We start from the raw sequence: 25,216 nt of genomic DNA on the forward strand, positions 1-25,216 counted from the left end.
CGCAAGGAGTCACCATGACCAAGACCGTCATCACCAGCGACAAGGCCCCCGCCGCCATCGGTACTTACTCCCAGGCGATCAAGGCCGGCAACACTGTCTACATGTCTGGCCAGATCCCGCTGGATCCGACCACCATGGAGCTGGTCGAAGGTTTCGAAGCGCAGACCGTTCAGGTGTTCGAGAACCTCAAGTCGGTGGCTGAAGCTGCCGGTGGTTCGTTCAAGGACATCGTCAAGCTGAACATCTTCCTGACCGACCTGAGCCACTTCGCCAAGGTCAACGAAGTCATGGGCCGCTACTTCGAGCAGCCTTACCCGGCGCGTGCCGCCATCGGCGTGGCAGCTCTGCCCAAGGGCGCCCAGGTCGAAATGGACGCCATCCTCGTCATCGAGTGATGCCTGAGGTGACGGGCGCCCTGCCCGTCACCCTCCTCTCTGCCTGAAGGTCTCCCCACCATGCGTCACGCCCTGCCCCTCGCGCTGGCAGCCCTGATTCTGGGCGGCTGCTCCAGCCACAAACCTGAAGACTACAACGGCACCTGGATCAACCAGGCAGCCATCGACGCCGCCGCCAAAGGTGGCAGCCTGCGCCAGGCGCTGGCAGCCAACGGCCCGGTGTCGGAAGTCCGTGTCGACGTCGCCAGCCAACAGGCCAGCTACCTCTATAACGGCTACGAGAACGTCAACGGCCGCCTGCGCCTGAGCGACAAGCAATGGCAAGTCGACTTCGACGGCGGCCCAAGCGCGCCACTGCAGCTCAAAGGCAAGGAGCTGGTTACCGTTACCGAAGGCGGCAAAGAGCAGGCATTCAGCAAGGCGCTGACGCCAGCCGCTGCCGATACACCGGTCGGTAGCACCTTCGAGAAGGCGCTATATGGCGCGTATCTGGGTGGCAACTGGAAGATCATCGAAGGCACCGGCAAAGGTGAGACAGTGCAGTTCAGCGACACCGGCAGCGTAACCGGGCTGCCCGGGCCGAATCGCTATGCGCTGTGCCTGGGCGGCGATTGCGCGACCATGGGCGGTGCCAACGACAGCCTGTGGCTGGAGCGCGATCAACGTGGCGCGCCGTTTATCTTCAAGCACAGCGGTGACCAACTGGAGATTTTCCAGGCTATCAACCGTGCCCAGCCGGACGAGATGCCGCAGCTGGCGCCCGGGCCGCGGCAGTGGTTGCTGGAACGTAGCTGATAGTAGGTGGCGTTGGGGCCGCATTGCGGCCCCAGCGATTACTGGGTCCACCCTAAGGCTTGGCTGCCCCCCGCAAAATCGCCGCATAGCCTTCCTTGTAACTCGGATACACCGGCGCCCAACCCAATGCTCGCGCCCGGGCATTGCTGCAGCGCTTGCTGCCGGTGCGGCGCACGCGCTGTTCGTCCGACCACTGGGTAACGCCAAGGTACTCGCGCAACCAGGCGACCACATCGGCTAGCGGCGCCGGGTCGTCGTCGACGCCGATATAGCAGTCTTCCAAGGTAACGCCACGGACATCCGCGGCGAGCAGATAGGCCAGCAGGCTCGCTGCGTCCTCAGCGTGAATCCGGTTGCCATACAGTGGCGGCTGCTGGGCAACCCGGTAGCCCTGGCGAACCTGGCTCAGCAGCCACTCACGGCCCGGCCCGTAGATGCCGGTCAGGCGCACCACGCTGGCGGGAATGCCGCTTTTCAACGCCACTTGCTCGGCTTCAAGCATGATTTTTCCGGAATAACCCGTAGGCTCGGTCGGCGCCGTTTCGTCGACCCACTGGCCATCCTGCTGAGCAAACACACTACTGCTGGAAACAAACAGCAGCCGCCGCGGTTGTTGCCCGCGCGCCTGCAACCAGCTGAGCACATTACGCAGGCCATCGACGTAAGCCGCCTTATAACCGGCTTCGTCATGTTGGCTGGCAGCCACGCAGTACACCAGATAGTCAGGTGCACGCTCAGGCCAGGCCGCAGGAATCTGCGCATCAGTGAGGTCAGCTGCGACGGGCTGGACGCCTTCCGGCAATTGATCGATCGAACGCCGCAGGCCGCTCACATGCCAGCCACTGGTAAGCAGTTGCAGGGCCAGTCGGCCGCCGACATCGCCGCAGCCGACGATCAAAGCAGACAATTCCGACATCATTCAGCTCCACTGATAAAGGATCAGGCTAGCCGGATTGCGCGATCAACGGCTAGACAAAGGTAAAAAAAAGATACTGTATTACTTTTGTTAACAAGAATTAATTGCAATAATGGCGACCTATCTGTTCTCGGCCTGCCTCGGGGCCGTGATGAACGTCAACTCATTCTACTCATCAGGTCCGGCCAGCATGACTCGTACTCAACCCTCCGCTTCGCCAACCCAGTCGCGCGCCTGGCGCGCCATTGCCGCGCTGATGTTCAGCCTGGTGCTGGCCCCGGTCGCCATGGCCGATGAGCCAAACGCCACCGCTGCCACCACCCCAGCTGCCGCTACCGCGCCTGCCGCGCCCGCCGCTGAAGGCCAGGCCCCAGCCGCCGCACCTGCCGAAGGGCAAGTTCAGGCACCTGCCGAAGACAACGTGCAGCCGCTGGTCGAAGACACCTCGCTGGGCATGGCCCACGACCTGTCGCCATGGGGCATGTACAAGAACGCCGACATCGTCGTGAAAATCGTGATGATCGGCCTGGCCATCGCCTCGATCATCACCTGGACCATCTGGATCGCCAAAGGCTTCGAGCTGATGGGCGCCAAGCGCCGCCTGCGCGGCGAAATCGCAGCGCTCAAGCGCGTCTCCACCCTCAAGGAGGCTGCTGAAGCGTCCAACAAGGAAGGCACCCTGGCTCACACCCTGGTGCATGACGCCCTCGAAGAAATGCGCCTGTCGGCCAACGCTCGCGAAAAAGAAGGCATCAAGGAGCGCGTCAGCTTCCGCCTCGAGCGCCTGGTTGCCGCCAGCGGTCGTAACATGAGCAGCGGTACCGGCGTGCTCGCCACCATTGGTTCGACCGCGCCGTTCGTAGGTCTGTTCGGTACCGTATGGGGCATCATGAACAGCTTCATCGGCATCGCCAAGACCCAGACCACCAACCTCGCAGTAGTTGCACCCGGCATCGCCGAAGCACTGCTGGCGACCGCTCTGGGCCTGGTAGCGGCCATCCCGGCAGTGGTGATCTACAACGTCTTCGCGCGTTCCATCGCTGGCTACCGCGCACAGGTGTCCGACGCTTCGGCGCAAGTCCTGCTGCTGGTCAGCCGCGACCTCGACCACCAGGGTGGCGAACGCGTCGCCCCGCACATGGTGAAAGTGGGGTAAGCCATGGGCCTGCATCTTAACGAAGGTGGCGATGACCTCGCCGAAAACCACGAAATCAACGTTACGCCGTTCATCGACGTGATGTTGGTGCTGCTGATCATCTTCATGGTCGCAGCTCCCCTGGCCACCGTCGACATCAAGGTCGACCTGCCCGCCTCGACCGCCAAACCGGCGCCGAGGCCGGAGAAACCGGTGTTTGTCAGCGTCAAGGCCGACCAGAAGCTGTACGTCGGCGACGATATGGTTGCTCAGCCCAGCCAGCTTGGCCCGATGCTCGACGCCAAGACCAAGGGCGACAAGGAGACCACCATCTTCTTCCAGGCCGATAAAGGCGTGGACTACGGCGACCTGATGGAAGTGATGAACAACATGCGCGCGGCCGGCTACCTCAAGGTCGGTCTGGTAGGTCTCGAGACGGCAGCCAAAAAATGATCAAGACGCGGCACAAACTGGCGCGTTACAGCGGCAGCTTGGCGATCGTGCTGGGTGTCCATGCCATCGCTGTGCTGCTGACGCTCAATTGGTCGGTGCCTCAGGCCATCGAACTGCCCCCGGCAGCGATGATGGTCGAGCTGGCACCGCTGCCTGAGCCAGCGCCACCACCACCGCCCAAGGTCGCTCCGCAGCCTCCGACTCCGGTCGAAGAGCCGCCGCTACCGAAGTTGGTGGAGGCTCCAAAACCGAAAATCGCGATTGCCAAGCCGCCCAAGCCGAAGGCCAAACCGCAGCCGCCCAAGCCCGAGAAGAAGCCTGAGCCGCCCAAGGAAGCGCCACCCGCCGATGAGCAGGTAGTCGATACGCCGCCGAGCAATACGCCACCGCAGAAATCGGCAGCGCCAGCGCCAAGCATCGCCTCCAACAGCAAGGCCTTGCCGACCTGGCAGAGCGATCTGTTGCGTCACCTGGCCAAGTACAAGCGGTACCCTGAAGACGCCCGCCGGCGTGGCCTGCAAGGCATCAACCGGTTGCGCTTCGTGGTCGACGCCGACGGCAAGGTGTTGTCCTACTCGCTGGCCGGTGGTTCAGGCAGCGCAGCACTGGACCGAGCGACCATGGAAATGATCCGCCGTGCGGGCTCGCTGCCCAAGCCGCCGGCAGAGCTGCTGACCAATGGCTCGATCGAAGTGGTAGCACCCTTCGTCTACTCGCTGGATAAACGCTGACACTTTGTTTCTGTCACAAAAGCGCAAGTCTGATAACGTGCGTCTATCAATTGCAGCCGCTATGCTGGGGCTGCAACTTCATGGACGCACGTTATGACCCTCACTGAACTCCGCTACATCGTCACCCTCGCCCAAGAGCAGCACTTCGGCCATGCTGCCGAGCGTTGCCACGTCAGCCAGCCGACCCTGTCGGTCGGGGTAAAGAAGCTCGAGGACGAGCTTGGCGTGTTGATCTTCGAACGCAGCAAGAGCGCGGTTCGCCTGACTCCGGTCGGTGAAACCATCGTCGCCCAGGCGCAGAAGGTCCTGGAGCAGGCGCAAGGTATCCGTGAACTGGCCCAGGCCGGCAAGAACCAGCTGACCGCACCACTCAAGGTCGGCGCGATCTACACCGTCGGCCCGTACCTGTTCCCGCATCTGATTCCACAGCTGCACCGGGTCGCCCCGCAGATGCCGCTGTATATCGAAGAAAACTTCACCCACGTACTGCGCGAGAAACTGCGCAACGGCGAACTGGACGCAGTGATCATCGCCCTGCCGTTCAACGAGGCCGACGTGCTGACCCTGCCGCTGTACGACGAGCCGTTCTGCGCGCTGATGCCGGCAGATCACCCGTGGACCGCACGCAAGACCATCGACCCGGCCATGCTCAACGACAAGAGCCTGCTGCTGCTCGGTGAAGGCCACTGCTTCCGCGACCAGGTGCTCGAAGCCTGCCCGACCCTGGCCAAAGGCAACGACGGCTCCAAGCACACCACGGTCGAATCCAGCTCGCTGGAAACCATCCGCCACATGGTCGCCTCGGGCCTGGGCATCTCGATCCTGCCGCTGTCGGCAGTGCACAGCCATCACTACGCACCAGGCATCATCGAAGTGCGCCCGCTGACCGCACCGACGCCCTTCCGCACGGTGGCGATTGCCTGGCGCGCGAGCTTCCCGCGGCCCAAGGCGATCGAGATCCTGGCCGACTCGATCCGGCTGTGTTCGGTGGTCAAGCCACCCGTGGAACAGTCGGCCTGAGTCATGAGCGAGCTGTCCAAGGTACCGGTCACTGAACTCAAGGGCGTCGGCGAGGCAATGGCTGAAAAGCTTGCCAAGGTCGGCCTGGAGAACCTGCAGGACGTACTGTTCCACCTGCCCCTGCGTTATCAGGACCGCACCCGCGTAGTGCCAATTGGCCAGTTGCGCCCAGGCCAGGACGCGGTCATCGAAGGCGTGGTCAGTGGCGCCGACGTGACCATGGGCAAGCGCCGAAGCCTGGTGGTGCGCTTGGGCGACGGCACCGGCGTGCTGAGCCTGCGCTTCTACCACTTCAGTAATGCGCAGAAAGAAGCCCTCAAGCGCGGCACTCATGTACGTTGCTACGGCGAGGCTCGCCCAGGTGCTTCGGGGCTGGAGATCTACCACCCGGAATACCGCGCCCTCAACGGCAGCGAGCCGGCGCCGCCGGTCGAGCAGACCTTGACCCCGATCTACCCGTCCACCGAAGGCCTGACCCAGCAGCGCCTGCGCCAGCTGTGCCAGCAAAGCCTGGCCATGCTCGGCCCGCGCAGCCTACCAGACTGGCTGCCGCCGGAGCTGGCCAACGATTATCAGCTGGCGCCGCTCGACGAGGCGATCCGCTACCTGCACAACCCGCCCGCCGATGCTGATCTGGAAGAGCTGGCGGTGGGTCATCACTGGGCCCAGCACCGCCTCGCCTTCGAAGAGCTGCTGACTCACCAGCTGTCCCAGCAGCGCCTGCGCGAGAGCTTGCGCAGCCTGCGCGCGCCGGCATTGCCCAAAGCCAGCCGGCTGCCTGCGCAGTACCTGGCCAACCTGGGGTTCAACCCCACCGGTGCCCAGCAAAGGGTCGGCAACGAGATCGCCTACGACCTTAGCCAACCCGAGCCGATGCTGCGCCTGGTCCAGGGCGACGTCGGCGCGGGCAAGACCGTGGTCGCCGCCCTGGCTGCCCTGCAAGCGCTGGAAGCCGGTTACCAGGTCGCCCTGATGGCACCCACTGAGATCCTCGCCGAGCAGCACTTCATCACCTTCAAGCGCTGGCTGGAGCCGCTCGGCATCGAAGTCGCCTGGCTCGCCGGCAAGCTCAAGGGCAAGGCCCGGGTCAGCGCCCTGGAGCAGATCGCCGGCGGCGCGCCGATGGTGGTCGGTACCCACGCGCTGTTCCAGGACGAGGTCAAGTTCAAGCATCTGGCGCTGGCGATCATCGACGAACAGCACCGCTTTGGCGTTCAGCAACGGCTGGCCTTGCGCAAGAAAGGCGTGGCCGGCGAGCAATGCCCGCATCAGCTGATCATGACCGCCACACCAATCCCGCGGACGCTGGCCATGAGCGCCTACGCTGACCTCGACACCTCGGTGCTCGATGAGCTGCCGCCCGGCCGCACCCCGGTGAATACCGTACTGGTGGTCGACAGCCGCCGCTTCGAGGTGGTCGAACGAGTCCGCGCCGCCTGCGCCGAAGGGCGCCAGGCGTACTGGGTCTGCACCCTGATCGAAGAATCCGAAGAGCTGACCTGCCAGGCCGCCGAAAGCACCTTCGAAGACCTCGGCGCGGCCCTGGGCGAGTTGCGCGTGGGCTTGATCCACGGGCGCATGAAGCCAGCCGAAAAAGCTGCAGTGATGGCCGAGTTCAAAGCCGGCAACCTGCAGTTGCTGGTGGCGACCACGGTGATCGAAGTCGGCGTCGACGTGCCCAACGCGAGCCTGATGATCATCGAAAACCCCGAGCGGCTTGGTCTGGCCCAGCTGCACCAGCTGCGCGGGCGGGTCGGCCGCGGTAGCGCCGCCAGCCACTGCGTGTTGCTCTATCACCCGCCGTTGTCGCAGGTCGGCCGCGAGCGTCTGGGCATCATGCGCGAGACCAACGACGGTTTCGTCATCGCCGAGAAAGACCTCGAACTGCGCGGCCCTGGCGAAATGCTCGGCACGCGCCAGACCGGCCTGCTCCAGTTCAAGGTCGCTGACCTGATGCGCGACGCCGACTTGCTGCCAGCCGTGCGCGACGCAGCCCAGGCGCTGCTCACGCGTTGGCCGGCACACGTCAGCCCGTTGCTCGATCGCTGGCTGCGCCATGGCCAGCAATATGGCCAGGTGTGACACAAGTCCCACTACGCAACCAGCCTGCCGTTCAGACTGGTTATACTTCGCGTTTAAAGAAACTATTGGATCCAGCTCATGACTGAAGCAGCCCTGGACGCCGCATCCCCGCAAGCACCGTCTGTTATCCGCCAACTGCTGGACAAGCTCGGCGTAGCTTACAAGGAGGTGCCGGAGCATCCGTCCCTGCCTGCAGCCTCGCGTGTTCAAGCGGTGCTGCTCGATGACGAAATCGGCGCGCTGCTGGTGCTGTTCCCGCACACTCAGTTGCTGGACCTCAATCGCCTCGCCGAGCTGACCGGGCGCAAGCTGCACGCCGTGCCGCTGACGCGCCTGAACCAGATGCTCGACAAGCACAAACTCAAAGCGCTGCCTGCCCTGCCGGCCCTGACCAGCTCGCCCTGCCTGTATGACGAACGCCTGCTCGAGGCCGAGGCGCTGTTTATCCAGTCGGGCGAACGCGGCCTGCTGCTGCAGATCGAGCGCGGCGCGTTCAAGCGCATGCTGAGCAAGGCCAGCGCAGGCAAATTCGGCCAGACCGTGGCGGAGATCCAGCCCAACCTCAACCGTCCTGACGATGATCCCCACGAGATCACCCAGGCGGTGCAGGCGTTCACCGCGCGGCGGATCCAGAAGCGCCTGGAAGAAACCATCGAAATTCCACCACTGGCCGACACGGCGCAAAAGATCATCAAGCTGCGGGTCGACCCCAACGCCAGCATCGACGACATCACCGGTGTGGTCGAAACCGACCCGGCGCTGGCCGCGCAAGTGGTCAGTTGGGCCGGTTCGCCGTACTACGCCTCACCTGGCAAGATCCGTTCGGTAGAAGACGCCATCGTGCGTGTGCTCGGCTTTGATCTGGTGATCAACCTGGCACTGGGCCTGGCCTTGGGCAAGACCCTGAGCCTGCCCAAGGACCACCCGCAGCAGGCCACGCCGTACTGGCAGCAGTCGATCTACACCGCTGCCGTGATCGAGGGCCTGACCCGCGCCATGCCCCGCGCCGAGCGCCCGGAAGCTGGCCTGACCTACCTCGCCGGGCTGCTGCACAACTTTGGCTACCTGCTGCTGGCGCACGTATTCCCGCCGCACTTCTCGCTGATCTGCCGCCACCTGGAGGTCAACCCGCACCTGAGCCATACCTACATCGAACAGCATCTGCTCGGCATCAGTCGTGAGCAGATCGGCGCGTGGCTGATGAAGCTGTGGGACATGCCTGAAGAGCTGTCCAACGCGCTGCGCTTCCAGCACGATTCTGGCTACGATGGCGAACTGGCGGTGTTCCCCAATCTGGTCTGCCTGGCGACCAGCCTGCTGCGTTCGCGCGGGATCGGCTCAGGGCCGCAGGAAGAAATCCCCGATGCCCTGCTCGAGCGCTTGGGGCTGAGCCGCGAAAAGGCCGACGATGTCGTCAGCAAGGTGCTCGAAGCCGAAGCGCTGCTGCGCGAACTGGCCTCGCAGTTCCACCCTCCGCATTGAGCTGACCAGCACCGGGGCGTCAGGCGCCCCGCTCGCTCAGGCTTTGCGCTTGCGCGGTTTCAGGTACTTCATCAGGCCCTGGAACCAGATTACCAGCGCCGGATTGCCCTTGATCTGGATGTTCTTGTCCTGAATCCCCTGCATGAACGCCAGCTGTTTGTTGCTGGCCTGCAGGGTGGCGAAGCCGTAGGCGGCGTCCTTGAACGCAATCGCGAAGGCTGGCTGCGCATGTTGCCCGGCCTTGCTGCTGATGCGCTCGTTGCTGACGATGAAGTGACGGGCGACCTTGCCATCCAGGGTCTGCATCTGGAACACCAGATCCTTGTCCCGCAGCTGCTGCTGGAACGCCGGATTGTTGCGGCTGGCACGGGCCATCAACAAGCCCATGGCCCACAGAATAAAACGGAACTTCATCGGCAAGACTCGACTGTAATGTGACTGAAAGCGCTGAGTTTATCCTCTTTCAGAACACTTTATACAAGCCCGCCACCGTTACCCTATGGAAAGCAAAACGGACGCCATAAAGGCGCCCGTTCATTGGCTCTGCAACCGCTAGCAACGAGCCGCTTACTTTTTCTTCGCGGCAGCCTTGGCAGCGGGTTTGGCAGCGGCCTTGGCCGGTGCTGCCGCTTTGCCGGTCGGGTTGACCGTGTCCTTGAGACCCTTGCCTGGCTTGAACGCAACGGTGTTGCTGGCCTTGATCTTCACTGGCTCGCCAGTCTGCGGGTTTTTGCCAGTGCGGGCGCCACGGTGACGCTTCTCGAAAGTGCCGAAGCCAACCAGGGTAACGGTATCCTTATCGAGGGCCCCGGTGATGCTGTCGAGGATCGCATTGAGTACCTCATTGGCCTTTTCCTTGGTCAAATCGGCCTTTTCAGCGATGACAGCGGCGAGTTCTGGTTTGCGCATAGTGAAGCCTCTTGGACGGGAATTCTTGTTGTTATTGCCGTGCTGCCAGGGGAGGCAGCGCTCAAGGCGCCGCAGGCTCTAAACTGCGGCAGACGCGAGTGAGAATGGCACGCCAACCGGGACCGCGCCAGTATCAGCACGGCCATTGTGTCGGCAAGCCAACGGCATAAGCGACAGAACGCCAGCCATTTACGCCATAAGCGCCGGAAGCTGCCGATTTAGAGCGAGTTTTTCCATGACGGCGCTGCCTGTCAGGGCATAGCCGAGCAGCGCACCCGCCTCATCCCGGCAGGTCAGCTTGAGATCGGCGCCGTCACCTTCCACTTGCCACACGCCCATGCGGCCATGCGGCGGTGGCGCGACCACCAATGGGCAAGCGGGGGTCTTCACGGTGATCGGCATCGGCCCGTATGCCACCGCCTGCGGATTGCCGGCCAAGGTCTGCGCCAGCGCGCGTGCGCAGCTCATCAACGGCATCACGTACAACAGGTTGATGCCATCGACCTCGGCGCAATCGCCCAGGGCATAGATATTGCCGTGCGAGGTACGCAACTGACGGTCCACCACCACCCCACGATTGACCGCCAGCCCGGCCGCGGCGGCCAGTTCGGTGCGCGGGCGCAGGCCAATGGCCGAGACCACCAGGTCGCAGGCGATCACGCGGCCGTCGGACAAGTGCGCCTGCAAGCTAGCGCCATCGCGCTGCAGGCGGTCCAGCACGGGGCCTAGGTGGAAGCGCACGCCAAGGCTCTCCAGGCCTGCCTGCACCGCGCCTGCGGCGGCAGCCGGGATCAGGGTCGGCATCAGTTGCTCACAAGGGGCAACCACATCGACCTGGAAACCACCGAGGCTCATGTCGTTGGCAAACTCGCAGCCGATCAGCCCGGCGCCGAGAATCAGCACGCGCTGCTTGCCTGCCGCAGCGCGGCGAAAGCGGGCGTAGTCGACAAGGTCGTTGATCGCAAACACCGCATCGCTCGCGTCGCCCTGCAGCGGCAGCTGTACTGTCTGTGCGCCCAGCGCGAGAATCAAGTCACGGTACTCGACCACCTCTTCACCGATCCACAGCCGCTTGTGCCCAGGATCAATGCCGCTGATGCGCGTGTGCGTACGGATCTCCGCCTTGAGCTGATCGGCCATGGCCCCCGGCTCTGCCATGCACAGGCCGTCGGCGTCCTTGTTCTTGGCGAAGCCAGTGGACAGCATTGGCTTGGAATAGGAACGGCCGTCATCAGCGCTGATCAACAGCAGCGGCGTTTCGCCGTCGAGCTTGCGAAACTCACGGGCCAGGTTGTAGCCCGCAAGGCCGGTGCCGATGATCACTACTGGGGAGGTCATGCCGTATTCCTTTTACGTTGCCAAGGGTTGCTATCAGGCGATTTCGATCATTTCAAAGTCGCTTTTGCCTACGCCACAATCCGGGCACAGCCAGTCTTCAGGGACATCCTGCCATTGGGTGCCCGGCGCGATACCGTCATCCGGCCAGCCCTCGGCTTCGTTGTAGATCAGGCCACATACAATGCATTGCCACTTCTTCATCAACAGCTCCTCATCCAGGTTCAGGCTTGGCCTTGCCGCTTATCGCGCTGTTGCACGCAACAGGCTGAGTTATGGCTCGTGCGGCTGCCACGGGCTTTTTACTGGCCCAGCCTGCAGTATGCAAGCAGCGCAGGCAATCATGCTAAGCTCGGCGCCTCTCTGGCTGTAACAAGCATACCGACGTGTCGTACGAATCCCCGCTAGCAGCCGCTGTTGCGTGGCTGCCGTATCCACAGCTGGCAACCACGCTTGCCCAGCCGACCCTCGACTGGCTGTTCGATGAAGGCTCGCTGACCCGCCGCCTGACTGCCCTGTCTGCTGATCATTTCAGTGTCACCCCGTTGTTCCAGGGCTGGCAGCCGCTGCGCGATGACGAATGCCTGGCGCTTGGCCTTGAGCCTGGTGCGCAGGGCTGGGTCCGTGAGGTCTACCTGCGTGGCCATGGCCAGCCTTGGGTATTCGCCCGCAGCGTGGCCGGGCGCAGCGCGCTGGAGCGCGGTGGGCTGGACCTGGAAACCCTGGGCAGCCGTTCGCTGGGTGAGCTGCTGTTCTGCGATCAGGCCTTTGTGCGCCACCCTATCGAGGTGTGCAGCTACCCGCAGCACTGGCTACCGATTGAAGTCGCTGCTGCGAATCTGTGGGGCCGGCGCTCGCGCTTCGAGCGTGATGGCCTGCAACTACTGGTGGCCGAGGTGTTTCTGCCGGCCTTGTGGCAAGCCTCCAGCGAGGTAACCGGCTGATGTACCTGCAACTGCTGAAATCACTCAACCACCTGCACCCGCGCGCCTGGGACTTCGTCCAGCTGAGCCGCATGGATCGGCCGATCGGCATCTACCTGTTGCTGTGGCCGACCCTGACTGCGGTGTGGATTGCCGGCCAGGGCGCGCCGACGGTGGCCAATGTGCTGATCTTTGGCCTAGGCGTAGTGCTGATGCGCGCGGCCGGCTGCTGCATCAACGACTTCGCCGACCGCAAGGTCGATGGCCACGTCAAACGCACCGCCGACCGGCCGCTGGCCAGCGGTCGGGTCAAGCCACGCGAGGCGCTGGTGCTGTTCGCCGTGCTGGTGGCGGCGAGTTTCCTGCTGGTGCTGTGCACCAACGCCCAGACGGTTTGGTTGTCGTTCGGTGCGGTCGCCCTGGCGTTCTGCTATCCGTTCATGAAGCGCTACACCTATTACCCACAGGTGGTCCTGGGCGCAGCGTATTCGTGGGGTATCCCGATGGCCTTCACCGCCGCCGGCGGCGATCTGCCTGCCAGCGCCTGGCTGCTGTACATCGCCAACCTGCTGTGGACGGTGGGCTATGACACCTACTACGCCATGGTCGACCGCGATGACGATTTGAAGATCGGAGTGAAATCCACCGCGATCCTGTTTGGCGAGGCCGACCGGGCGATCATTCTTGGCTTGCAGCTGCTGTCGTTGGCCTGCCTGCTGCTGGCGGGCATCAAGTTCGGCCTGGGCGGCTGGTTCCACCTCGGCCTGGTGGGTGCGTTGGTGTGCTTTGCCTGGGAGTTCTGGTCGACGCGCAAGCTGGATCGCGACGCGTGCTTCAAGGCGTTTCTGCATAACCACTGGGCAGGCTTGCTGATCTTTATCGGCGTGGTGCTGGATTACGCCCTGGGCTGACTGCGCGCCCTGTGCCAGCGCTGTCAGGCGCTCGCGCAGGGCGCGGCGATGCCGTCAGGGCTTGGCTACATGCCAGACGTCCTTCATGCCATCGCCGGTGGTCTTGCCGGCTTCGGTGTCCTTGACGAAGGTGTACAGCGGCTTGCCATCGTAGGCCCACTGCATGCTGCCGTCGTCGCGCTTGATGTGGGTCCACTTGCCTGCCGCAGCCTTGTCATCTTCCTTGACCATCAGCGGCGGCCAGTTCTTGGCACAGTCGCCGTTGCACATCGACTTGCCGTCGCTGTCCTTGTCGAAGGTGTACAAGGTCATGCCCTTGTCATCCACCAGCATGCCGCCCTTGGCCATGCCCATGCCGCCATGCTCGGCTAGGGCTACCCCCGGCAGCGCCAAAACCGCGCAGAAGGCCATCCAGTTCAGCGTTGATCGTGTCATTGGATTTCACCGTATTTATTCGGGGGTTGGGATTTACAGCCTAGCTCAGCCGTCGATACTTGCAGTGGCAGCCCACGACTTGTCACACGACTGCAATAATTCCGTTATCTAATGCGGGCTAAGACATCCAATTCAGGAGAGGTTGAGAGCATGGTTGGCAGGAACATTCTGATCGTCGACGACGAGGCGCCCATTCGCGAGATGATCGCCGTTGCGTTGGAAATGGCCGGCTATGACTGCCTCGAGGCGGAGAACTCGCAGCAGGCTCACGCCATTATCGTCGACCGCAAGCCGGACCTGATCCTGCTCGACTGGATGCTCCCGGGCACCTCGGGCATCGAGCTGGCGCGCCGCCTCAAGCGTGATGAACTGACCGGCGACATCCCGATCATCATGCTCACCGCCAAGGGCGAAGAGGACAACAAGATCCAGGGCCTGGAAGTCGGCGCCGACGACTACATCACCAAACCGTTCTCGCCGCGGGAACTGGTCGCCAGGCTGAAAGCCGTGCTGCGCCGCACCGGCCCGAGCGACAGCGAGTCGCCAATCGAGATCGGCGGCCTGCTGCTCGACCCGATCAGCCACCGCGTCACCATCGACGGCAAGCCAGCCGAGATGGGCCCAACCGAATATCGCCTGCTGCAGTTCTTCATGACCCACCAGGAGCGCGCCTACACCCGTGGCCAGTTGCTCGATCAGGTCTGGGGCGGCAACGTCTACGTCGAAGAGCGTACCGTCGATGTGCACATCCGCCGCCTGCGCAAGGCGCTGGGTGAGGCCTACGAAAATCTGGTACAAACCGTGCGCGGCACTGGCTATCGTTTCTCGACCAAAAGCTGAGCGACGCCTGCGCAGCTGGCTGCACACTGTTGTACAAGGACCGTAACAATTGAACCAGAACTGGCATGCGACCCTGATTCGCCACCTGCTGCTGTTGATCACCGTCTGCATCATTGGCGGCCTGGTCAGCGGCTACTATGGCTGGAGCTTTGCCATCGGCCTGGCGCTGTACCTGGGCTGGACCCTCAAGCAGTTGCTGCGCCTGCACGACTGGCTGCGCAACCATCAACCCGACGAAGCACCACCCGACGGCTACGGCCTGTGGGGCGAGGTGTTCGACAGCATCTACCACCTGCAACGCCGCGATCAGCGCGTGCGCGGGCGCTTGCAGGCAGTGATCGACCGAGTCCAGGAGTCAACGGCTGCCCTGCGTGACGCGGTGATCATGCTCGACAGCGACGGCAATCTGGAATGGTGGAACCGCGCAGCGGAAACCCTGCTCGGCTTCAAGACCCCGCAGGATGGCGGCCAGCAGGTAACCAACCTGGTCCGCCACCCACGCTTCAAAGAATACTTCGAAGCAGAAAACTACCTTGAGCCGCTGGAAATCCCCTCGCCGATCAACGACCGCATGCGGGTGCAGCTGCACATCACCCGCTATGGCAACAACGAGCACCTGATGCTGGTGCGCGACGTCACCCGCATTCACCTGCTCGAGCAGATGCGCAAAGACTTCGTCGCCAACGTCTCGCACGAACTGCGCACGCCGTTGACGGTGATCAGCGGCTACCTGGAAACCCTCTTGGATAACGTCGAAGACGTCAATCCACGCTGGACCCGAGCCCTGCAGCAGATGAGCCAGCAAGGGTCGCGCATGCAGACGCTGCTCAACGACCTGCTGTTGCTGGCCAAGCTCGAAGCCACCGACTACCCCTCGGACAACCAGCCCGTGGCAGTCGATGCATTGCTCACCGCGATCAAGGCCGATGCCCAGGCGCTGTCTGGCCCGCGCCAGCAGAACATCAGCCTCGAGGCCAGCCCTGGGGTCTACCTCAAGGGCAGCGAGTCGGAGCTGCGCAGTGCGTTCTCCAATCTGGTGTTCAACGCCGTCAAGTACACCCAGGACGGCGGCAACATCCGCATCCGCTGGTGGGCCGATGAACAGGGCGCGCACCTGTCGGTGCAGGACTCGGGGATGGGGATCGAGGCCAAGCACCTGCCGCGCCTGACCGAACGCTTCTACCGGGTGGACTCCAGCCGCAACTCCCACACCGGCGGCACCGGCCTGGGCCTGGCGATCGTCAAGCACGTGCTGCTGCGCCACCGCGCGCGGCTGGAGATCAGCAGCGTGCCCGGCCACGGCAGCACCTTTACCTGCCATTTTGCCGCTGTGCAGATGGATATCGGCAAGGGCAGATAGCCACAGCGGGTGGCTGGCACTGACCGACGCCGCCCTGCCCCCCCTTTGCTTTTGCCGCCTCAGCCGCTACATTGGCTGTCCTGCGCCGGCACAGCTGGCGGCTTTTTATCATCATTTTCGCAGACGGACCCCGTAAAACCCCATCATGGACCCTTCCCCTGGTATCAGCGTCACCTCCCTGTTTGCCGACTTCGGCATGATTCTTTTTGCACTGTTCCTGGTCTTGCTCAACGGCTTCTTCGTTGCCGCCGAGTTCGCCATGGTCAAACTGCGCTCGACCCGGGTCGATTCGATCGCCGAGCTGCACGGCTGGCGCGGCAGCATTCTGCGCAAGGTGCACAACCAGCTCGATGCCTACCTGTCTGCCTGTCAGCTGGGTATCACCCTCGCCTCGCTGGGCCTGGGCTGGGTCGGTGAGCCGGCCTTCGCCCACCTGCTCGAGCCGTTGCTGGCGTACTTTGGCGTCGACTCGCCGGAGCTGATCAAGGGCGTGTCGTTCTTCATCGCCTTCTTCGTTATCTCGTACCTGCACATCGTTGTCGGTGAGCTGGCGCCCAAGTCGTGGGCGATCCGCAAACCCGAGCTGTTGTCGCTGTGGACGGCGGTGCCGCTGTACCTGTTCTACTGGGCCATGTACCCGGCCATCTACCTGCTCAACGCCAGCGCCAACGCCATCCTGCGGGTGGCTGGCCAGGGCGAGCCGGGGCCGCACCATGAGCACCATTACAGCCGCGAAGAGCTCAAGCTGATCCTGCACTCCAGCCGTGGCCAAGACCCGAGTGATCAGGGCATGCGCGTACTGGCGTCGGCGGTCGAGATGGGCGAGCTGGAGGTGGTCGACTGGGCCAACTCGCGCGAGGACATGATCAGCCTCGACGCCAAGGCGCCGCTCAAGGAAATCCTGGCGATGTTCCGCCGGCACAAATTCAGCCGCTACCCGGTGTACGATGCCGAGCGTGAGGAATTCACCGGTTTGCTGCACATCAAGGACCTGTTGCTGGAGCTGGCCGACCTCGACCATATCCCCGGCAGCGTCGACCTGGACGACCTGACCCGGCCACTCGAGCGGGTGTCCCGGCACATGCCGCTGTCGCAGCTGCTCGAGCAATTCCGCAAGGGCGGCGCGCACTTTGTGCTGGTTGAAGAAGCCGATGGCAAGGTGATCGGCTACCTGACCATGGAAGACGTGCTGGAAGTGCTGGTCGGTGATATTCAGGACGAGCACCGCAAGACCGAGCGCGGCATCCTCGCCTACCAGCCAGGCAAGCTGCTGGTGCGCGGCGATACTCCGCTGTTCAAGGTCGAGCGGCTGCTGGGCGTTGACCTTGACCACATCGAGGCCGAAACCCTTGCAGGGCTGGTCTACGAGACGCTGAATCGGGTGCCTGAAGAAGAGGAACTGCTCGAAGTCGAAGGCCTGCGCATCATCATCAAGAAGATGAAAGGGCCCAAGATCGTTCTGGCCAAGGTGCTCAAGCTGGAATAACCAGCGGTCTACCACATCTTTGGGGCTGCTGTGCAGCCCTTTCGCGACACAAGGCCGCTCCTACAGGGTCCGCGCAAGCACGTCATGCGCGGTCAACTGTAGGAGCGGCCTTGTGTCGCGAAAGGGCCGCGCAGCGGCCCCAATTTCACGGATTGCCCGCCGTGAAATTAGGCAACCCGCCAAGGGGTCGGTCGAACTGATAGGGGATCGACTCCAGTGCCAAACCGACATTGCGCTGCACCACAAAGTGTAGATGCGGCCCGCTGCTGTTGCCGGTATTGCCCGACTTGGCCAGCGCATCCCCTACGCTGACCCGCTGCCCCTCGCCGACCACCACCGAGCCCTGCATCAGGTGCAGGTAGACGCCCATGGTGCCATCGCTATGGAGAATGCGCACAAAGTTGCCTGAGGCATTGGTACCGCGGCCGTTCTGGCTGTTCTCGGTCTTGATCACCACCCCGCCACGCGCAGCGACGATCGGCGTGCCTTCAGGCATGGCGATGTCCATCGCATAGCGACCCTTGGCACCGAAGTGGCTGTAGCGCCCGTTCGGCCCCTGACTCAAACGAAACGGCCCGCCACGCCAAGGGAACGGGTAGCGAAATGCCTGCGGCCGCTGCAGCGGGCTGCCGAGGGCGTAGTCGAGTTTGCTTTGATAACCCAGTTGCTTGCCGGGCTGGGCCATGACCACGCTGAGCAACTGGGTCGAGCGTGCTGGCAGCACCTTGCGCACGATCCGCGGCGCGTTGCCCCCCTGAGCATTGCTCAGCCCTTGCAGCCGCAACTCGACCTCGACCGGCGCGAACAGCTCATTGTGCGCGCTGAAGCGCATCCCGCCGGTAATCACCTCGCTGTACAGCCGCACCTGGCCGTCGAGGCGCTCGACGATCGGCTCGCGAAAGATCACATAGGCCTTGGCGCCCTCGCTGTCGTGATCGGAGTACGACACAACACCGTAGGCATCAGTGGTTCGATACAACGTCATGGCCACACTCGACGCCGAAGCCGTGAGCAAGGCACAGAACAGCAGCAGGCGGCTGGGCATGGGATGGTGGCTTTATGACAGTTGGGTTCTGTCGAAGCCTAGCAGGCGGATTGCCATTGGGTATGGCAGTTGGTCGGCGCAGCCGCGGCCCGTGCTGACAGGGGCCGCGGCTGCGTCGGACAGCGCCTCACGCGCCGGGAGTGAAGTGCTTCTGAGTAGTGCCGCGGGCAATCAAGCGCGACAGGTAGTCGAGCTTCTGCGCGTCTTGGTCGACAAACTTGAAGGTCAGCTGCAGCCAGTCGCTGTCCGGCTTCGGCTCCATCGCCGCCACTGCATGCAGATAGCCGTTCAGACGCGCGACTTCAGCGTTGTCACCCTGCTCAAGGTCGAGCACCGCGCCTTCAAGCACCTGCGGCAGGTTGGCGCTGCGACGCACCACCAGCAGCGCTTCCTTCAGGCTCAGGGCCTTGATCACACAGGCTTGCGCGCCGCTGGCGAGGCGCAATTGGCCTTGGCCACGACCGGCCGGTGCGGCACTTGGCGCGGCCTTCGGTGCTGCTGCGGCGACCAGCGGCCGGGCAGCCTCGGCGGCCACCGGAGCGGCTCTGACAGCCTCCGGGCGACCACCGGTCAAGGCGCTCAGCGAGTCATTGGCAAACGCCGAATTGACCTTGGCCACGCCGCCCGACATCAGGCTGTCGAGCTTGCCGATCTTGCTCAGGGATTTTTTCACCTTGGTCAGCAGCTGTTCGTTGGTGAACGGCTTGCCGACAAAATCGGACACCCCGGCCTGAATCGCCTGAATCACGTTTTCCTTGTCGCCACGGCTGGTCACCATGATGAACTGCAGGGCTTTCATCTCTGGCTGCTGACGGCACCAGGTGAGCAATTCCAGGCCCGACATTTCCGGCATTTCCCAGTCGCATAGGACCAGGTCGAAATGCTCCTTACCGAGCAATGCCATGGCTTTGCGGCCGTTCACTGCATCTTCGATGACCATACCCGGGAAGGCGTTGCGCAGGCACTTCTTTACCAGATCGCGAATGAACGGGGCGTCATCCACAACCAGCACATTGACTTTACTCATCGATACTCCTCTTGATCCCGACTAGCATAACGCTCACTGATGGCCATTTGCCAAGCAGCGAATCAGGTCGGGACGTCGCACACTGTTCGCGGGTGCCTGCTGGCTGCTCGACCGCAAACGAAAACGCCCGGCACTGGGCCGGGCGTTGAGGCTCGGGAGCAATCCTATTTATCGTCCGATTCAGCCAAAACATTAGCGATTTCAGCCTCGCGGCCTGCGGTGCCTTCGACCTCGGCTTTCATCCGCTTCAAGCCCATGTGGCGCACGTCGGTGCCGCGCACCAGGTAGATCACCAGTTCGGCGATGTTGCGTGCGTGATCGCCGATCCGCTCCAGCGAACGCAATGCCCAGATCACGCTGAGTACCCGCGAGATCGAGCGTGGGTCTTCCATCATGTAGGTGACCAGCTCGCGCAGCGCAGTCTTGTATTCGCGGTCGATGGTCTTGTCGTACTGCGCTACCGACAGCGCCAGCTCGGCGTCGAAGCGGGCAAATGCGTCCAGTGCGTCGCGGACCATGTTGCGCACCTGGTCGCCGATGTGGCGCACTTCGACGTAACCACGCGGCGACTCGCCTTCTTCACACAGCTGGATGGCGCGGCGAGCGATCTTGGTCGACTCGTCGCCGATGCGCTCAAGGTCGATTACCGATTTGGAAATGCTGATGATCAGGCGCAGGTCAGAAGCCGCCGGCTGTCGACGGGCCAGAATGCGCACGCATTCTTCGTCGATGTTGCGCTCCATCTGGTTGATCTGCTCATCGACTTCGCGCACTTGCTGGGCCAGGCCCGAGTCAGCCTCGATCAGCGCGGTGACCGCATCGTTGACCTGCTTCTCGACCAGCCCGCCCATGGCCAGCAGGTGGCTGCGCACTTCTTCGAGCTCGGCATTGAACTGCTGGGAGATGTGATGGGTAAGGCTTTCTTTGTTGATCATGCGTTCGCTCCGCGCAGAAGCCAGCTGCTGCAAGCTTCAAGGTATTCGGGTCGGTGACGGCGTGAAGCCGGCAGCGGCTACTAGCCGTAACGACCGGTGATGTAGTCTTCGGTCTGCTTCTTGGCCGGGTTGGTGAACAGCGTATCGGTGTCCCCATACTCGATCAGTTTGCCCATGTACATGAACGCGGTGTAGTCGGAAACGCGCGCCGCCTGCTGCATGTTGTGGGTGACGATGACGATGGTGTACTTGGATTTCAACTCGTAGATCAGTTCTTCGACCTTGAGCGTGGAAATCGGGTCGAGCGCCGAGCACGGCTCATCGAGCAGCAGCACTTCTGGCTCGACGGCAATCGTGCGGGCAATCACCAGACGTTGCTGCTGACCACCGGACAGGCCCAGAGCCGACTCGTGCAGGCGGTCTTTGACCTCATCCCACAAGGCCGCGCCGCGTAGCGCCCATTCGACCGCTTCGTCGAGGGTGCGCTTCTTGTTGATGCCCTGGATGCGCAGGCCATAGACCACGTTCTCATAGATGGTCTTGGGGAATGGGTTGGGCTTCTGAAACACCATGCCAACCCGACGACGCAGCTCGGCTACGTCTTCGCCCTTGCGGTAGATGTTGGTGCCGTAGAGGTTGATTTCGCCTTCTACGCGGCAACCGTCAACCAGGTCGTTCATCCGGTTGAAGGTGCGCAGCAAGGTCGACTTGCCGCAGCCGGACGGGCCAATGAAGGCGGTCACGCGCTGCTTGGGGATATTCAGGCTGACGTCGAACAGCGCCTGCTTGTCGCCGTAGTAAAGGGACAGGCCGGGCACTTCGATGGCCACAGCTTCTTCAGCCAGGCGCAGGCTCTGCTTGTTGCGACCCAGGGCCGACATGTCGATGCCATGAGCTTGAGTTTCATGTTGCATGGTTTCACTCCGTTTGTAGCTGCCGGCTTCGAGCTGCAAGCTGCGGTCTGGGCAAAAGCGCCTGGCTGCTGAGCCCGGCGCTTGTGGCGTGAAGCTGAATCAGTGGTCGAGCGCCTTGTACTTCTCGCGCAGGTGGTTACGCATCCACACCGCCGACAGGTTGAGCGTGGCAATCACCAGCACCAGCAGCAACGCGGTGGCGTACACCAGCGGCCGCGCGGCTTCGACGTTGGGGCTCTGGAAGCCGACGTCGTAGATGTGGAAGCCCAGGTGCATGATCTTCTGATCAAGGTGCAGATAAGGGTAGTTGCCGTTGACCGGCAGCGTCGGCGCCAGCTTGACCACCCCCACCAGCATCAGCGGCGCGACTTCGCCAGCGGCGCGGGCGACGGCGAGGATCATGCCGGTCATCATCGCCGGGCTGGCCATCGGCAGCACGATCTTCCACAGCGTCTCGGATTTGGTCGCACCGAGCGCCAGCGAGCCTTCGCGCAGGGTCCGCGGGATTCGCGCCAGGCCTTCTTCAGTGGCCACGATCACTACCGGCACGGCCAGCAACGCCAGGGTCAGCGATGCCCAGAGCAGGCCCGGGGTACCCAAGGTCGGCGCTGGCAACGCTTCCGGGAAGAACAGCCGGTCGATCGAGCCGCCCAGCACGTAGACAAAGAAGCCCAGGCCAAACACGCCGTAGACGATCGCCGGGACGCCGGCGAGGTTGTTCACGGCGATGCGGATCAGCCGGGTGACCGGGCCCTGCCGGGCGTATTCACGCAGATAGACCGCCGCGAGCACACCGAACGGGGTGACGATGATGGCCATGATCAGGGTCATCATCACCGTGCCGAAGATGGCCGGGAAGATCCCGCCCTCGGTGTTTGCCTCACGCGGGTCGTCGCTGAGGAATTCCCACACTTTGGCGAAATAGGTGCCCAGCTTGGTAACGATGCCCATGCCGTTCGGCTGATAGGCATGCACGACCTTGTCGAGGTTGATCTCCAGCTCGCGGCCATTGCCATCGCGCACCACCAGGCTGTCCCGGCTGAAATCGCGGTGCAGCGCGCCGAGGCGTTCTTCGATGGCCTTGTAGCGGCTGTTCAGCTCGGCACGCTCGGACTCAAGGTCGGCCTGCGCGGTGGCGTCCAGCTTGCCCGCCAGCTCCAGCTTGCGGCTCTGCAGGCGCAAGCGTTCAAGGCCATGGTTGATGGCACCGATGTCTTTCTTCTCAAGGTCTTGAAGCTCGCCGGCAAGGTCGCTCGCGCGTTTCAGGCGGGCTTGCAGTTCGCCCCAGGCCGCATCGCCCTGGGCCACTACCTGGCCGTCCTGCTTGACGCTGACCAGGTAGCCATAGAAGTTGCCCCACTCGCGGCGCTCCAAGGCGATCAAGTCCGCCGGGGCGGTCTGATCGACCAGCCAGTCGCCGACCACCCAGGTGAAGTCGCTGCCATTGATGTCGCGGTTGCCGACCTTGATCAGCTCCCGAGTCATGAATTCCGGGCCGTTGTCCGGCACTGGCAGGCCAGCGCCCTTGAGCCGCGCCAGGGGTACCTGTTCCTGCTGCACTACTTCGCCGACGACGATGTGCTCGGCCTGCCCTGGCACCTTGTAGGTGGCCTGGATCACGTCGGCCGGCCAGAAGTGGCCAAGGCCGCGCACGGCGATCACCGCCAGCAGGCCAACGGTCATGATCACGGCGATGGCGACGGCGCCACCGCTGATCCAAACGCCGGGAGCGCCGCTCTTGAACCAGCCTTTGAGGGAATCCTTTTTCACGGATCTCTACCTTTCTATCAAAGCGACGAGTATTTCTTGCGCAGACGCTGACGAATCAGCTCGGCCAGGGTGTTCATCACAAAGGTGAACATCAGCAGCACCAGCGCGGCGAGGAACAGTACCCGGTAGTGGCTGCCGCCGACTTCCGACTCCGGCATTTCCACCGCGACGTTGGCCGCGAGGGTGCGCATGCCTTCGAACAGGTTCATCTCCATCACCGGCGTGTTGCCGGTGGCCATCAGCACGATCATGGTTTCGCCGACTGCGCGGCCCATGCCGATCATCAGCGCCGAGAAGATCCCCGGGCTGGCCGTCAGAATCACCACTCGGGTGAGGGTCTGCCAGGGCGTTGCGCCCAGCGCCAGCGAACCCAGGGTCAGGCTGCGCGGCACGCTGAACACGGCGTCTTCGGCGATCGAGTAGATGTTCGGGATGACCGCAAAGCCCATCGCGATACCGACCACCAGGGCGTTGCGCTGGTCGTAGGTGATGCCCAGGTCATTGCTGATCCACAGGCGCATGTCGCCGCCGAAGAACCAGCTCTCGAGGAACGGGCTCATGGACAGCGACAGCCAGCCAGTGAAGAGGATCACCGGCAGCAGGATCGCGGCTTCCCAGCCGTCCGGCACGCGCAGGCGGATCGACTCAGGCAGGCGGCTCCAGCCAAAGCCGGCCAGAAGAATACCCAATGGCATCAGCAGGAACAGGCTGAACACGCCCGGCAAGTGCGCTTCCAGGTACGGCGCGAGGAACAGACCGGCGAAGAAGCCGAGAATCACCGTCGGCATCGCCTCCATCAACTCGATCACCGGCTTGACCTTGCGGCGCATGCCCGGAGCCATGAAGTAGGCGGTGTAGATCGCCGCAGCGATGGCCAGCGGTGCCGCCAGAATCATCGCGTAGAAGGCTGCCTTGAGGGTGCCGAAGGTCAGTGGCGACAGGCTCAGCTTGGGCTCGAAGTCGGTGTTCGAGGCAGTCGACTGCCAGACGTACTTCGGCTCCTCGTAGTTCTCGTACCAGACCTTGCCCCACAGCGCGCTCCAGGACACTTCCGGGTGCGGGTTCTTCAGGCTCAACGGCAGCAGTTTGCCGCTTTGCTCGATGATGATGCGGTTGGCCCGCGGCGACAGGGCCAGAATGCCTGCGCCATCGGCAACTGGCTCGACCAGCAAGGTGCGGTGCGCGGTGCTGTGGAACACGCCCAGCTGGCCGGCGCTGTCCAGAGCAATGAAGCCCTTGCGGCGCTCTTCGGCGTCGATCTGCACCACCGGCGCGGTACCGAGCTGGAAGCTGCGGATCAGTTTGAAGCGCGACTCGCCATCCGGGTCGCGAGCCATGAACCACTGGCTCAGGCCACCCTTGGAATCACCAAAGATCAGCGAGATACCGCCCACCAGCTGGGTGCTCGCGGTTATTTCCGCCTGGCCGTCTTCGAGCAGCTTGTAGCGACCGTTGAGATTCTTGTCGCGCAGGCTGAACACATCGGCCTGGGCGCGACCGTTGACCACATACAGCCACTGCTGACGCGGGTCGACATAGATCGCTTTGACCGTTTCGGTCATCTGCGGCAGGTCGATGCTGGTCTGCTCGCTGCTGACCTCGCCGGTCATCATGTTTTCTTCGCGGGTCAGCTGGCTGACCAGCAACTGCGAGCCGTGCGAGCCGGCCAGGATCAGCGACTCACCATTGAGACTGACGTTGACATGTTCCAGCGCGCGGCCTGCGCTATCGAGCACGAATGGCGTCTCGCCGTAAGGGAAGTCGATGCCCGGGTTGATGGTCTTCTTGTTGTCCGGGTAGGTGACCTTGTAGGTGTGACTGAACACCAGTGCCTGACCGTTGGACAGACCCAGCACGATCAGCGGGCTGCCCGGTTGATCAGCGCTGATCGAGGTCACGTGCGCAGCGGCCGGGACTGGCAGGTCAACACGTTTCAGCTCGGCACCGGTCTTGCTGTCGAAGAACAACGCCTGACCTTGGTCGGACACGCGCAGGCCAACCAGGTTTTGTTCTTCAAGCGCGATCAACAGCGGCTTGCCGGCATCCTGCTGCAGCCAGGTGGGCTGCAACGCCTGCTTGCGGGTCAGCTCTGCGCCCTGGAACAGCGGCAGCACCACGTAAGCCAGATAGAAGAAGATCAGGGTGATCGCCGCAAGCACGGCAAGCCCGCCCACCAGTACATACCAGCGGGTCAGGCGATCTTTGAGGGCGCGCATGCGGCGCTTGCGTTGCAACTCGGGCGTATTGAAGTCAATGCGCACCGGCGGAGCCTTGTCGCTCATGGTGGAGTTGGCCAGATCATTCATGCGCACACCCT

At 63.1% G+C, this 25,216-nt stretch carries 25 protein-coding genes; 13 read left to right on the forward strand and 12 right to left on the reverse strand.

All coding sequences use genetic code 11. The annotated features are described in order from the left end of the window. Positions 1-14: 14 nt before the first annotated feature. Together AC58X1_RS12480 and AC58X1_RS12485 are read left to right on the forward strand one after the other, a co-directional pair. Positions 15-395 (forward strand): RidA family protein, encoded by a 381-nt coding sequence (locus tag AC58X1_RS12480; RefSeq protein WP_101322872.1) that lies wholly within the window; start codon positions 15-17, stop codon positions 393-395. A 60-nt stretch (positions 396-455) separates the two neighbouring features. Further along, positions 456-1,190: a hypothetical protein gene (locus AC58X1_RS12485; protein WP_101322871.1), complete on the forward strand. Its 735-nt coding sequence runs from the start codon at positions 456-458 to the stop codon at positions 1,188-1,190. A 52-nt stretch (positions 1,191-1,242) separates the two neighbouring features. Here AC58X1_RS12485 and AC58X1_RS12490 read toward each other — a convergent pair whose 3' ends face one another. Continuing rightward, positions 1,243-2,106 (reverse strand): NAD-dependent epimerase/dehydratase family protein, encoded by an 864-nt coding sequence (locus AC58X1_RS12490; protein ID WP_497428909.1) that lies wholly within the window; start codon positions 2,104-2,106, stop codon positions 1,243-1,245. A gap of 190 nt (positions 2,107-2,296) precedes the next feature. Between AC58X1_RS12490 and exbB the strand changes: the two genes are divergently transcribed. The 6 genes from exbB to AC58X1_RS12520 all read left to right on the forward strand — a co-directional run bounded on the left by exbB (position 2,297) and on the right by AC58X1_RS12520 (position 9,009). After that, the gene (gene exbB, locus AC58X1_RS12495) at positions 2,297-3,262 is read left to right on the forward strand and encodes a tonB-system energizer ExbB (RefSeq protein WP_188036948.1); all 966 of its coding nucleotides are present in this window, start codon (positions 2,297-2,299) and stop codon (positions 3,260-3,262) included. Between the two features lie 3 nt (positions 3,263-3,265). Beyond that, on the forward strand, positions 3,266-3,694 hold the full coding sequence (exbD, locus tag AC58X1_RS12500; RefSeq protein ID WP_101322869.1) for a TonB system transport protein ExbD: 429 nt from the start codon (positions 3,266-3,268) through the stop codon (positions 3,692-3,694). Beyond that, positions 3,691-4,425 carry an energy transducer TonB gene (locus AC58X1_RS12505; RefSeq protein ID WP_101322868.1) on the forward strand — a complete coding sequence of 245 codons (735 nt, stop codon included), beginning with the start codon at positions 3,691-3,693 and terminating at the stop codon, positions 4,423-4,425. The genes exbD and AC58X1_RS12505 overlap by 4 nt, the downstream gene beginning before the upstream one ends. A 93-nt stretch (positions 4,426-4,518) precedes the next feature. Next, entirely contained in the window at positions 4,519-5,445 is a 927-nt protein-coding gene (locus tag AC58X1_RS12510; RefSeq protein ID WP_101322867.1) for a hydrogen peroxide-inducible genes activator, read from the forward strand. A 3-nt stretch (positions 5,446-5,448) separates the two neighbouring features. Beyond that, the gene (recG, locus tag AC58X1_RS12515) at positions 5,449-7,527 is read left to right on the forward strand and encodes an ATP-dependent DNA helicase RecG (RefSeq protein ID WP_101322866.1); all 2,079 of its coding nucleotides are present in this window, start codon (positions 5,449-5,451) and stop codon (positions 7,525-7,527) included. Between the two features lie 78 nt (positions 7,528-7,605). Next, entirely contained in the window at positions 7,606-9,009 is a 1,404-nt protein-coding gene (locus tag AC58X1_RS12520; protein ID WP_497428910.1) for an aminoacyl-tRNA deacylase and HDOD domain-containing protein, read from the forward strand. A 36-nt stretch (positions 9,010-9,045) separates the two neighbouring features. Here AC58X1_RS12520 and AC58X1_RS12525 read toward each other — a convergent pair whose 3' ends face one another. The 4 genes from AC58X1_RS12525 to AC58X1_RS12540 all read right to left on the reverse strand — a co-directional run bounded on the left by AC58X1_RS12525 (position 9,046) and on the right by AC58X1_RS12540 (position 11,457). Continuing rightward, positions 9,046-9,423, reverse strand: coding sequence for a helicase (locus AC58X1_RS12525; RefSeq protein ID WP_101322864.1), 378 nt, complete (start codon positions 9,421-9,423; stop codon positions 9,046-9,048). Positions 9,424-9,576: 153 nt separating this feature from the next. Then, on the reverse strand, positions 9,577-9,918 hold the full coding sequence (locus AC58X1_RS12530; protein ID WP_101322863.1) for an HU family DNA-binding protein: 342 nt from the start codon (positions 9,916-9,918) through the stop codon (positions 9,577-9,579). Positions 9,919-10,107: 189 nt separating this feature from the next. Next, on the reverse strand, positions 10,108-11,256 hold the full coding sequence (locus tag AC58X1_RS12535; protein WP_497428911.1) for an NAD(P)/FAD-dependent oxidoreductase: 1,149 nt from the start codon (positions 11,254-11,256) through the stop codon (positions 10,108-10,110). Positions 11,257-11,289: 33 nt separating this feature from the next. Further along, a complete protein-coding gene (locus AC58X1_RS12540) occupies positions 11,290-11,457 on the reverse strand; it encodes a rubredoxin (protein WP_101322861.1) in 168 nt (55 codons plus the stop codon). Positions 11,458-11,639: 182 nt separating this feature from the next. Here AC58X1_RS12540 and AC58X1_RS12545 point away from each other — a divergent pair, with 182 nt between their 5' ends. After that, entirely contained in the window at positions 11,640-12,197 is a 558-nt protein-coding gene (locus tag AC58X1_RS12545) for a chorismate--pyruvate lyase family protein (RefSeq protein WP_101322860.1), read from the forward strand. Further along, positions 12,197-13,087: a 4-hydroxybenzoate octaprenyltransferase gene (gene ubiA / locus AC58X1_RS12550; protein ID WP_150572479.1), complete on the forward strand. Its 891-nt coding sequence runs from the start codon at positions 12,197-12,199 to the stop codon at positions 13,085-13,087. Before AC58X1_RS12545 ends, ubiA begins: the two co-directional genes overlap by 1 nt. A gap of 54 nt (positions 13,088-13,141) precedes the next feature. Here ubiA and AC58X1_RS12555 read toward each other — a convergent pair whose 3' ends face one another. Further along, the gene (locus AC58X1_RS12555) at positions 13,142-13,522 is read right to left on the reverse strand and encodes a COG4315 family predicted lipoprotein (protein WP_101322858.1); all 381 of its coding nucleotides are present in this window, start codon (positions 13,520-13,522) and stop codon (positions 13,142-13,144) included. Between the two features lie 150 nt (positions 13,523-13,672). Here AC58X1_RS12555 and phoB point away from each other — a divergent pair, with 150 nt between their 5' ends. From phoB to AC58X1_RS12570, 3 genes are all read left to right on the forward strand, one after another. Then, complete coding sequence (gene phoB / locus AC58X1_RS12560; RefSeq protein WP_103435541.1) at positions 13,673-14,362, forward strand: phosphate regulon transcriptional regulator PhoB; 690 nt, start codon at positions 13,673-13,675, stop codon at positions 14,360-14,362. Between the two features lie 49 nt (positions 14,363-14,411). Further along, positions 14,412-15,722 (forward strand): phosphate regulon sensor histidine kinase PhoR, encoded by a 1,311-nt coding sequence (phoR, locus tag AC58X1_RS12565; RefSeq protein WP_101322856.1) that lies wholly within the window; start codon positions 14,412-14,414, stop codon positions 15,720-15,722. Positions 15,723-15,867: 145 nt separating this feature from the next. Next, on the forward strand, positions 15,868-17,208 hold the full coding sequence (locus tag AC58X1_RS12570; RefSeq protein WP_101322855.1) for a hemolysin family protein: 1,341 nt from the start codon (positions 15,868-15,870) through the stop codon (positions 17,206-17,208). 145 nt (positions 17,209-17,353) lie between these two features. Here AC58X1_RS12570 and AC58X1_RS12575 read toward each other — a convergent pair whose 3' ends face one another. The 6 genes from AC58X1_RS12575 to AC58X1_RS12600 form a co-directional block, all read right to left on the reverse strand. After that, the gene (locus AC58X1_RS12575; protein WP_101322854.1) at positions 17,354-18,253 is read right to left on the reverse strand and encodes a peptidoglycan DD-metalloendopeptidase family protein; all 900 of its coding nucleotides are present in this window, start codon (positions 18,251-18,253) and stop codon (positions 17,354-17,356) included. Between the two features lie 127 nt (positions 18,254-18,380). Further along, positions 18,381-19,280 carry a response regulator gene (locus AC58X1_RS12580; RefSeq protein WP_101322853.1) on the reverse strand — a complete coding sequence of 300 codons (900 nt, stop codon included), beginning with the start codon at positions 19,278-19,280 and terminating at the stop codon, positions 18,381-18,383. 164 nt (positions 19,281-19,444) lie between these two features. Beyond that, on the reverse strand, positions 19,445-20,215 hold the full coding sequence (gene phoU / locus AC58X1_RS12585; RefSeq protein ID WP_103435538.1) for a phosphate signaling complex protein PhoU: 771 nt from the start codon (positions 20,213-20,215) through the stop codon (positions 19,445-19,447). An 80-nt stretch (positions 20,216-20,295) separates the two neighbouring features. Further along, complete coding sequence (pstB, locus tag AC58X1_RS12590) at positions 20,296-21,129, reverse strand: phosphate ABC transporter ATP-binding protein PstB (protein ID WP_101322851.1); 834 nt, start codon at positions 21,127-21,129, stop codon at positions 20,296-20,298. Positions 21,130-21,228: 99 nt separating this feature from the next. Next, positions 21,229-22,899 (reverse strand): phosphate ABC transporter permease PstA, encoded by a 1,671-nt coding sequence (pstA, locus tag AC58X1_RS12595; protein ID WP_188036945.1) that lies wholly within the window; start codon positions 22,897-22,899, stop codon positions 21,229-21,231. Positions 22,900-22,916: 17 nt separating this feature from the next. Beyond that, positions 22,917-25,205 (reverse strand): ABC transporter permease subunit, encoded by a 2,289-nt coding sequence (locus AC58X1_RS12600; RefSeq protein ID WP_220632846.1) that lies wholly within the window; start codon positions 25,203-25,205, stop codon positions 22,917-22,919. Positions 25,206-25,216: the final 11 nt, after the last annotated feature.

The organism is Pseudomonas sp. PGPR N4 (assembly GCF_059693665.1).

Bases quoted from the DNA above. Each gene is read 5' to 3' on its own strand.
- AC58X1_RS12480 (WP_101322872.1), top strand. From the start codon at position 15: ATGACCAAGACCGTCATCACCAGCGACAAGGCCCCCGCCGCCATCGGT.
- AC58X1_RS12485 (WP_101322871.1), top strand. From the start codon at position 456: ATGCGTCACGCCCTGCCCCTCGCGCTGGCAGCCCTGATTCTGGGCGGC.
- AC58X1_RS12490 (WP_497428909.1), bottom strand. From the start codon at position 2,106: ATGTCGGAATTGTCTGCTTTGATCGTCGGCTGCGGCGATGTCGGCGGC.
- exbB (WP_188036948.1), top strand. From the start codon at position 2,297: ATGACTCGTACTCAACCCTCCGCTTCGCCAACCCAGTCGCGCGCCTGG.
- exbD (WP_101322869.1), top strand. From the start codon at position 3,266: ATGGGCCTGCATCTTAACGAAGGTGGCGATGACCTCGCCGAAAACCAC.
- AC58X1_RS12505 (WP_101322868.1), top strand. From the start codon at position 3,691: ATGATCAAGACGCGGCACAAACTGGCGCGTTACAGCGGCAGCTTGGCG.
- AC58X1_RS12510 (WP_101322867.1), top strand. From the start codon at position 4,519: ATGACCCTCACTGAACTCCGCTACATCGTCACCCTCGCCCAAGAGCAG.
- recG (WP_101322866.1), top strand. From the start codon at position 5,449: ATGAGCGAGCTGTCCAAGGTACCGGTCACTGAACTCAAGGGCGTCGGC.
- AC58X1_RS12520 (WP_497428910.1), top strand. From the start codon at position 7,606: ATGACTGAAGCAGCCCTGGACGCCGCATCCCCGCAAGCACCGTCTGTT.
- AC58X1_RS12525 (WP_101322864.1), bottom strand. From the start codon at position 9,423: ATGAAGTTCCGTTTTATTCTGTGGGCCATGGGCTTGTTGATGGCCCGT.
- AC58X1_RS12530 (WP_101322863.1), bottom strand. From the start codon at position 9,918: ATGCGCAAACCAGAACTCGCCGCTGTCATCGCTGAAAAGGCCGATTTG.
- AC58X1_RS12535 (WP_497428911.1), bottom strand. From the start codon at position 11,256: ATGACCTCCCCAGTAGTGATCATCGGCACCGGCCTTGCGGGCTACAAC.
- AC58X1_RS12540 (WP_101322861.1), bottom strand. From the start codon at position 11,457: ATGAAGAAGTGGCAATGCATTGTATGTGGCCTGATCTACAACGAAGCC.
- ubiA (WP_150572479.1), top strand. From the start codon at position 12,197: ATGTACCTGCAACTGCTGAAATCACTCAACCACCTGCACCCGCGCGCC.
- AC58X1_RS12555 (WP_101322858.1), bottom strand. From the start codon at position 13,522: ATGACACGATCAACGCTGAACTGGATGGCCTTCTGCGCGGTTTTGGCG.
- phoB (WP_103435541.1), top strand. From the start codon at position 13,673: ATGGTTGGCAGGAACATTCTGATCGTCGACGACGAGGCGCCCATTCGC.
- AC58X1_RS12570 (WP_101322855.1), top strand. From the start codon at position 15,868: ATGGACCCTTCCCCTGGTATCAGCGTCACCTCCCTGTTTGCCGACTTC.
- AC58X1_RS12575 (WP_101322854.1), bottom strand. From the start codon at position 18,253: ATGCCCAGCCGCCTGCTGCTGTTCTGTGCCTTGCTCACGGCTTCGGCG.
- AC58X1_RS12580 (WP_101322853.1), bottom strand. From the start codon at position 19,280: ATGAGTAAAGTCAATGTGCTGGTTGTGGATGACGCCCCGTTCATTCGC.
- phoU (WP_103435538.1), bottom strand. From the start codon at position 20,215: ATGATCAACAAAGAAAGCCTTACCCATCACATCTCCCAGCAGTTCAAT.
- pstB (WP_101322851.1), bottom strand. From the start codon at position 21,129: ATGCAACATGAAACTCAAGCTCATGGCATCGACATGTCGGCCCTGGGT.
- AC58X1_RS12600 (WP_220632846.1), bottom strand. From the start codon at position 25,205: ATGAATGATCTGGCCAACTCCACCATGAGCGACAAGGCTCCGCCGGTG.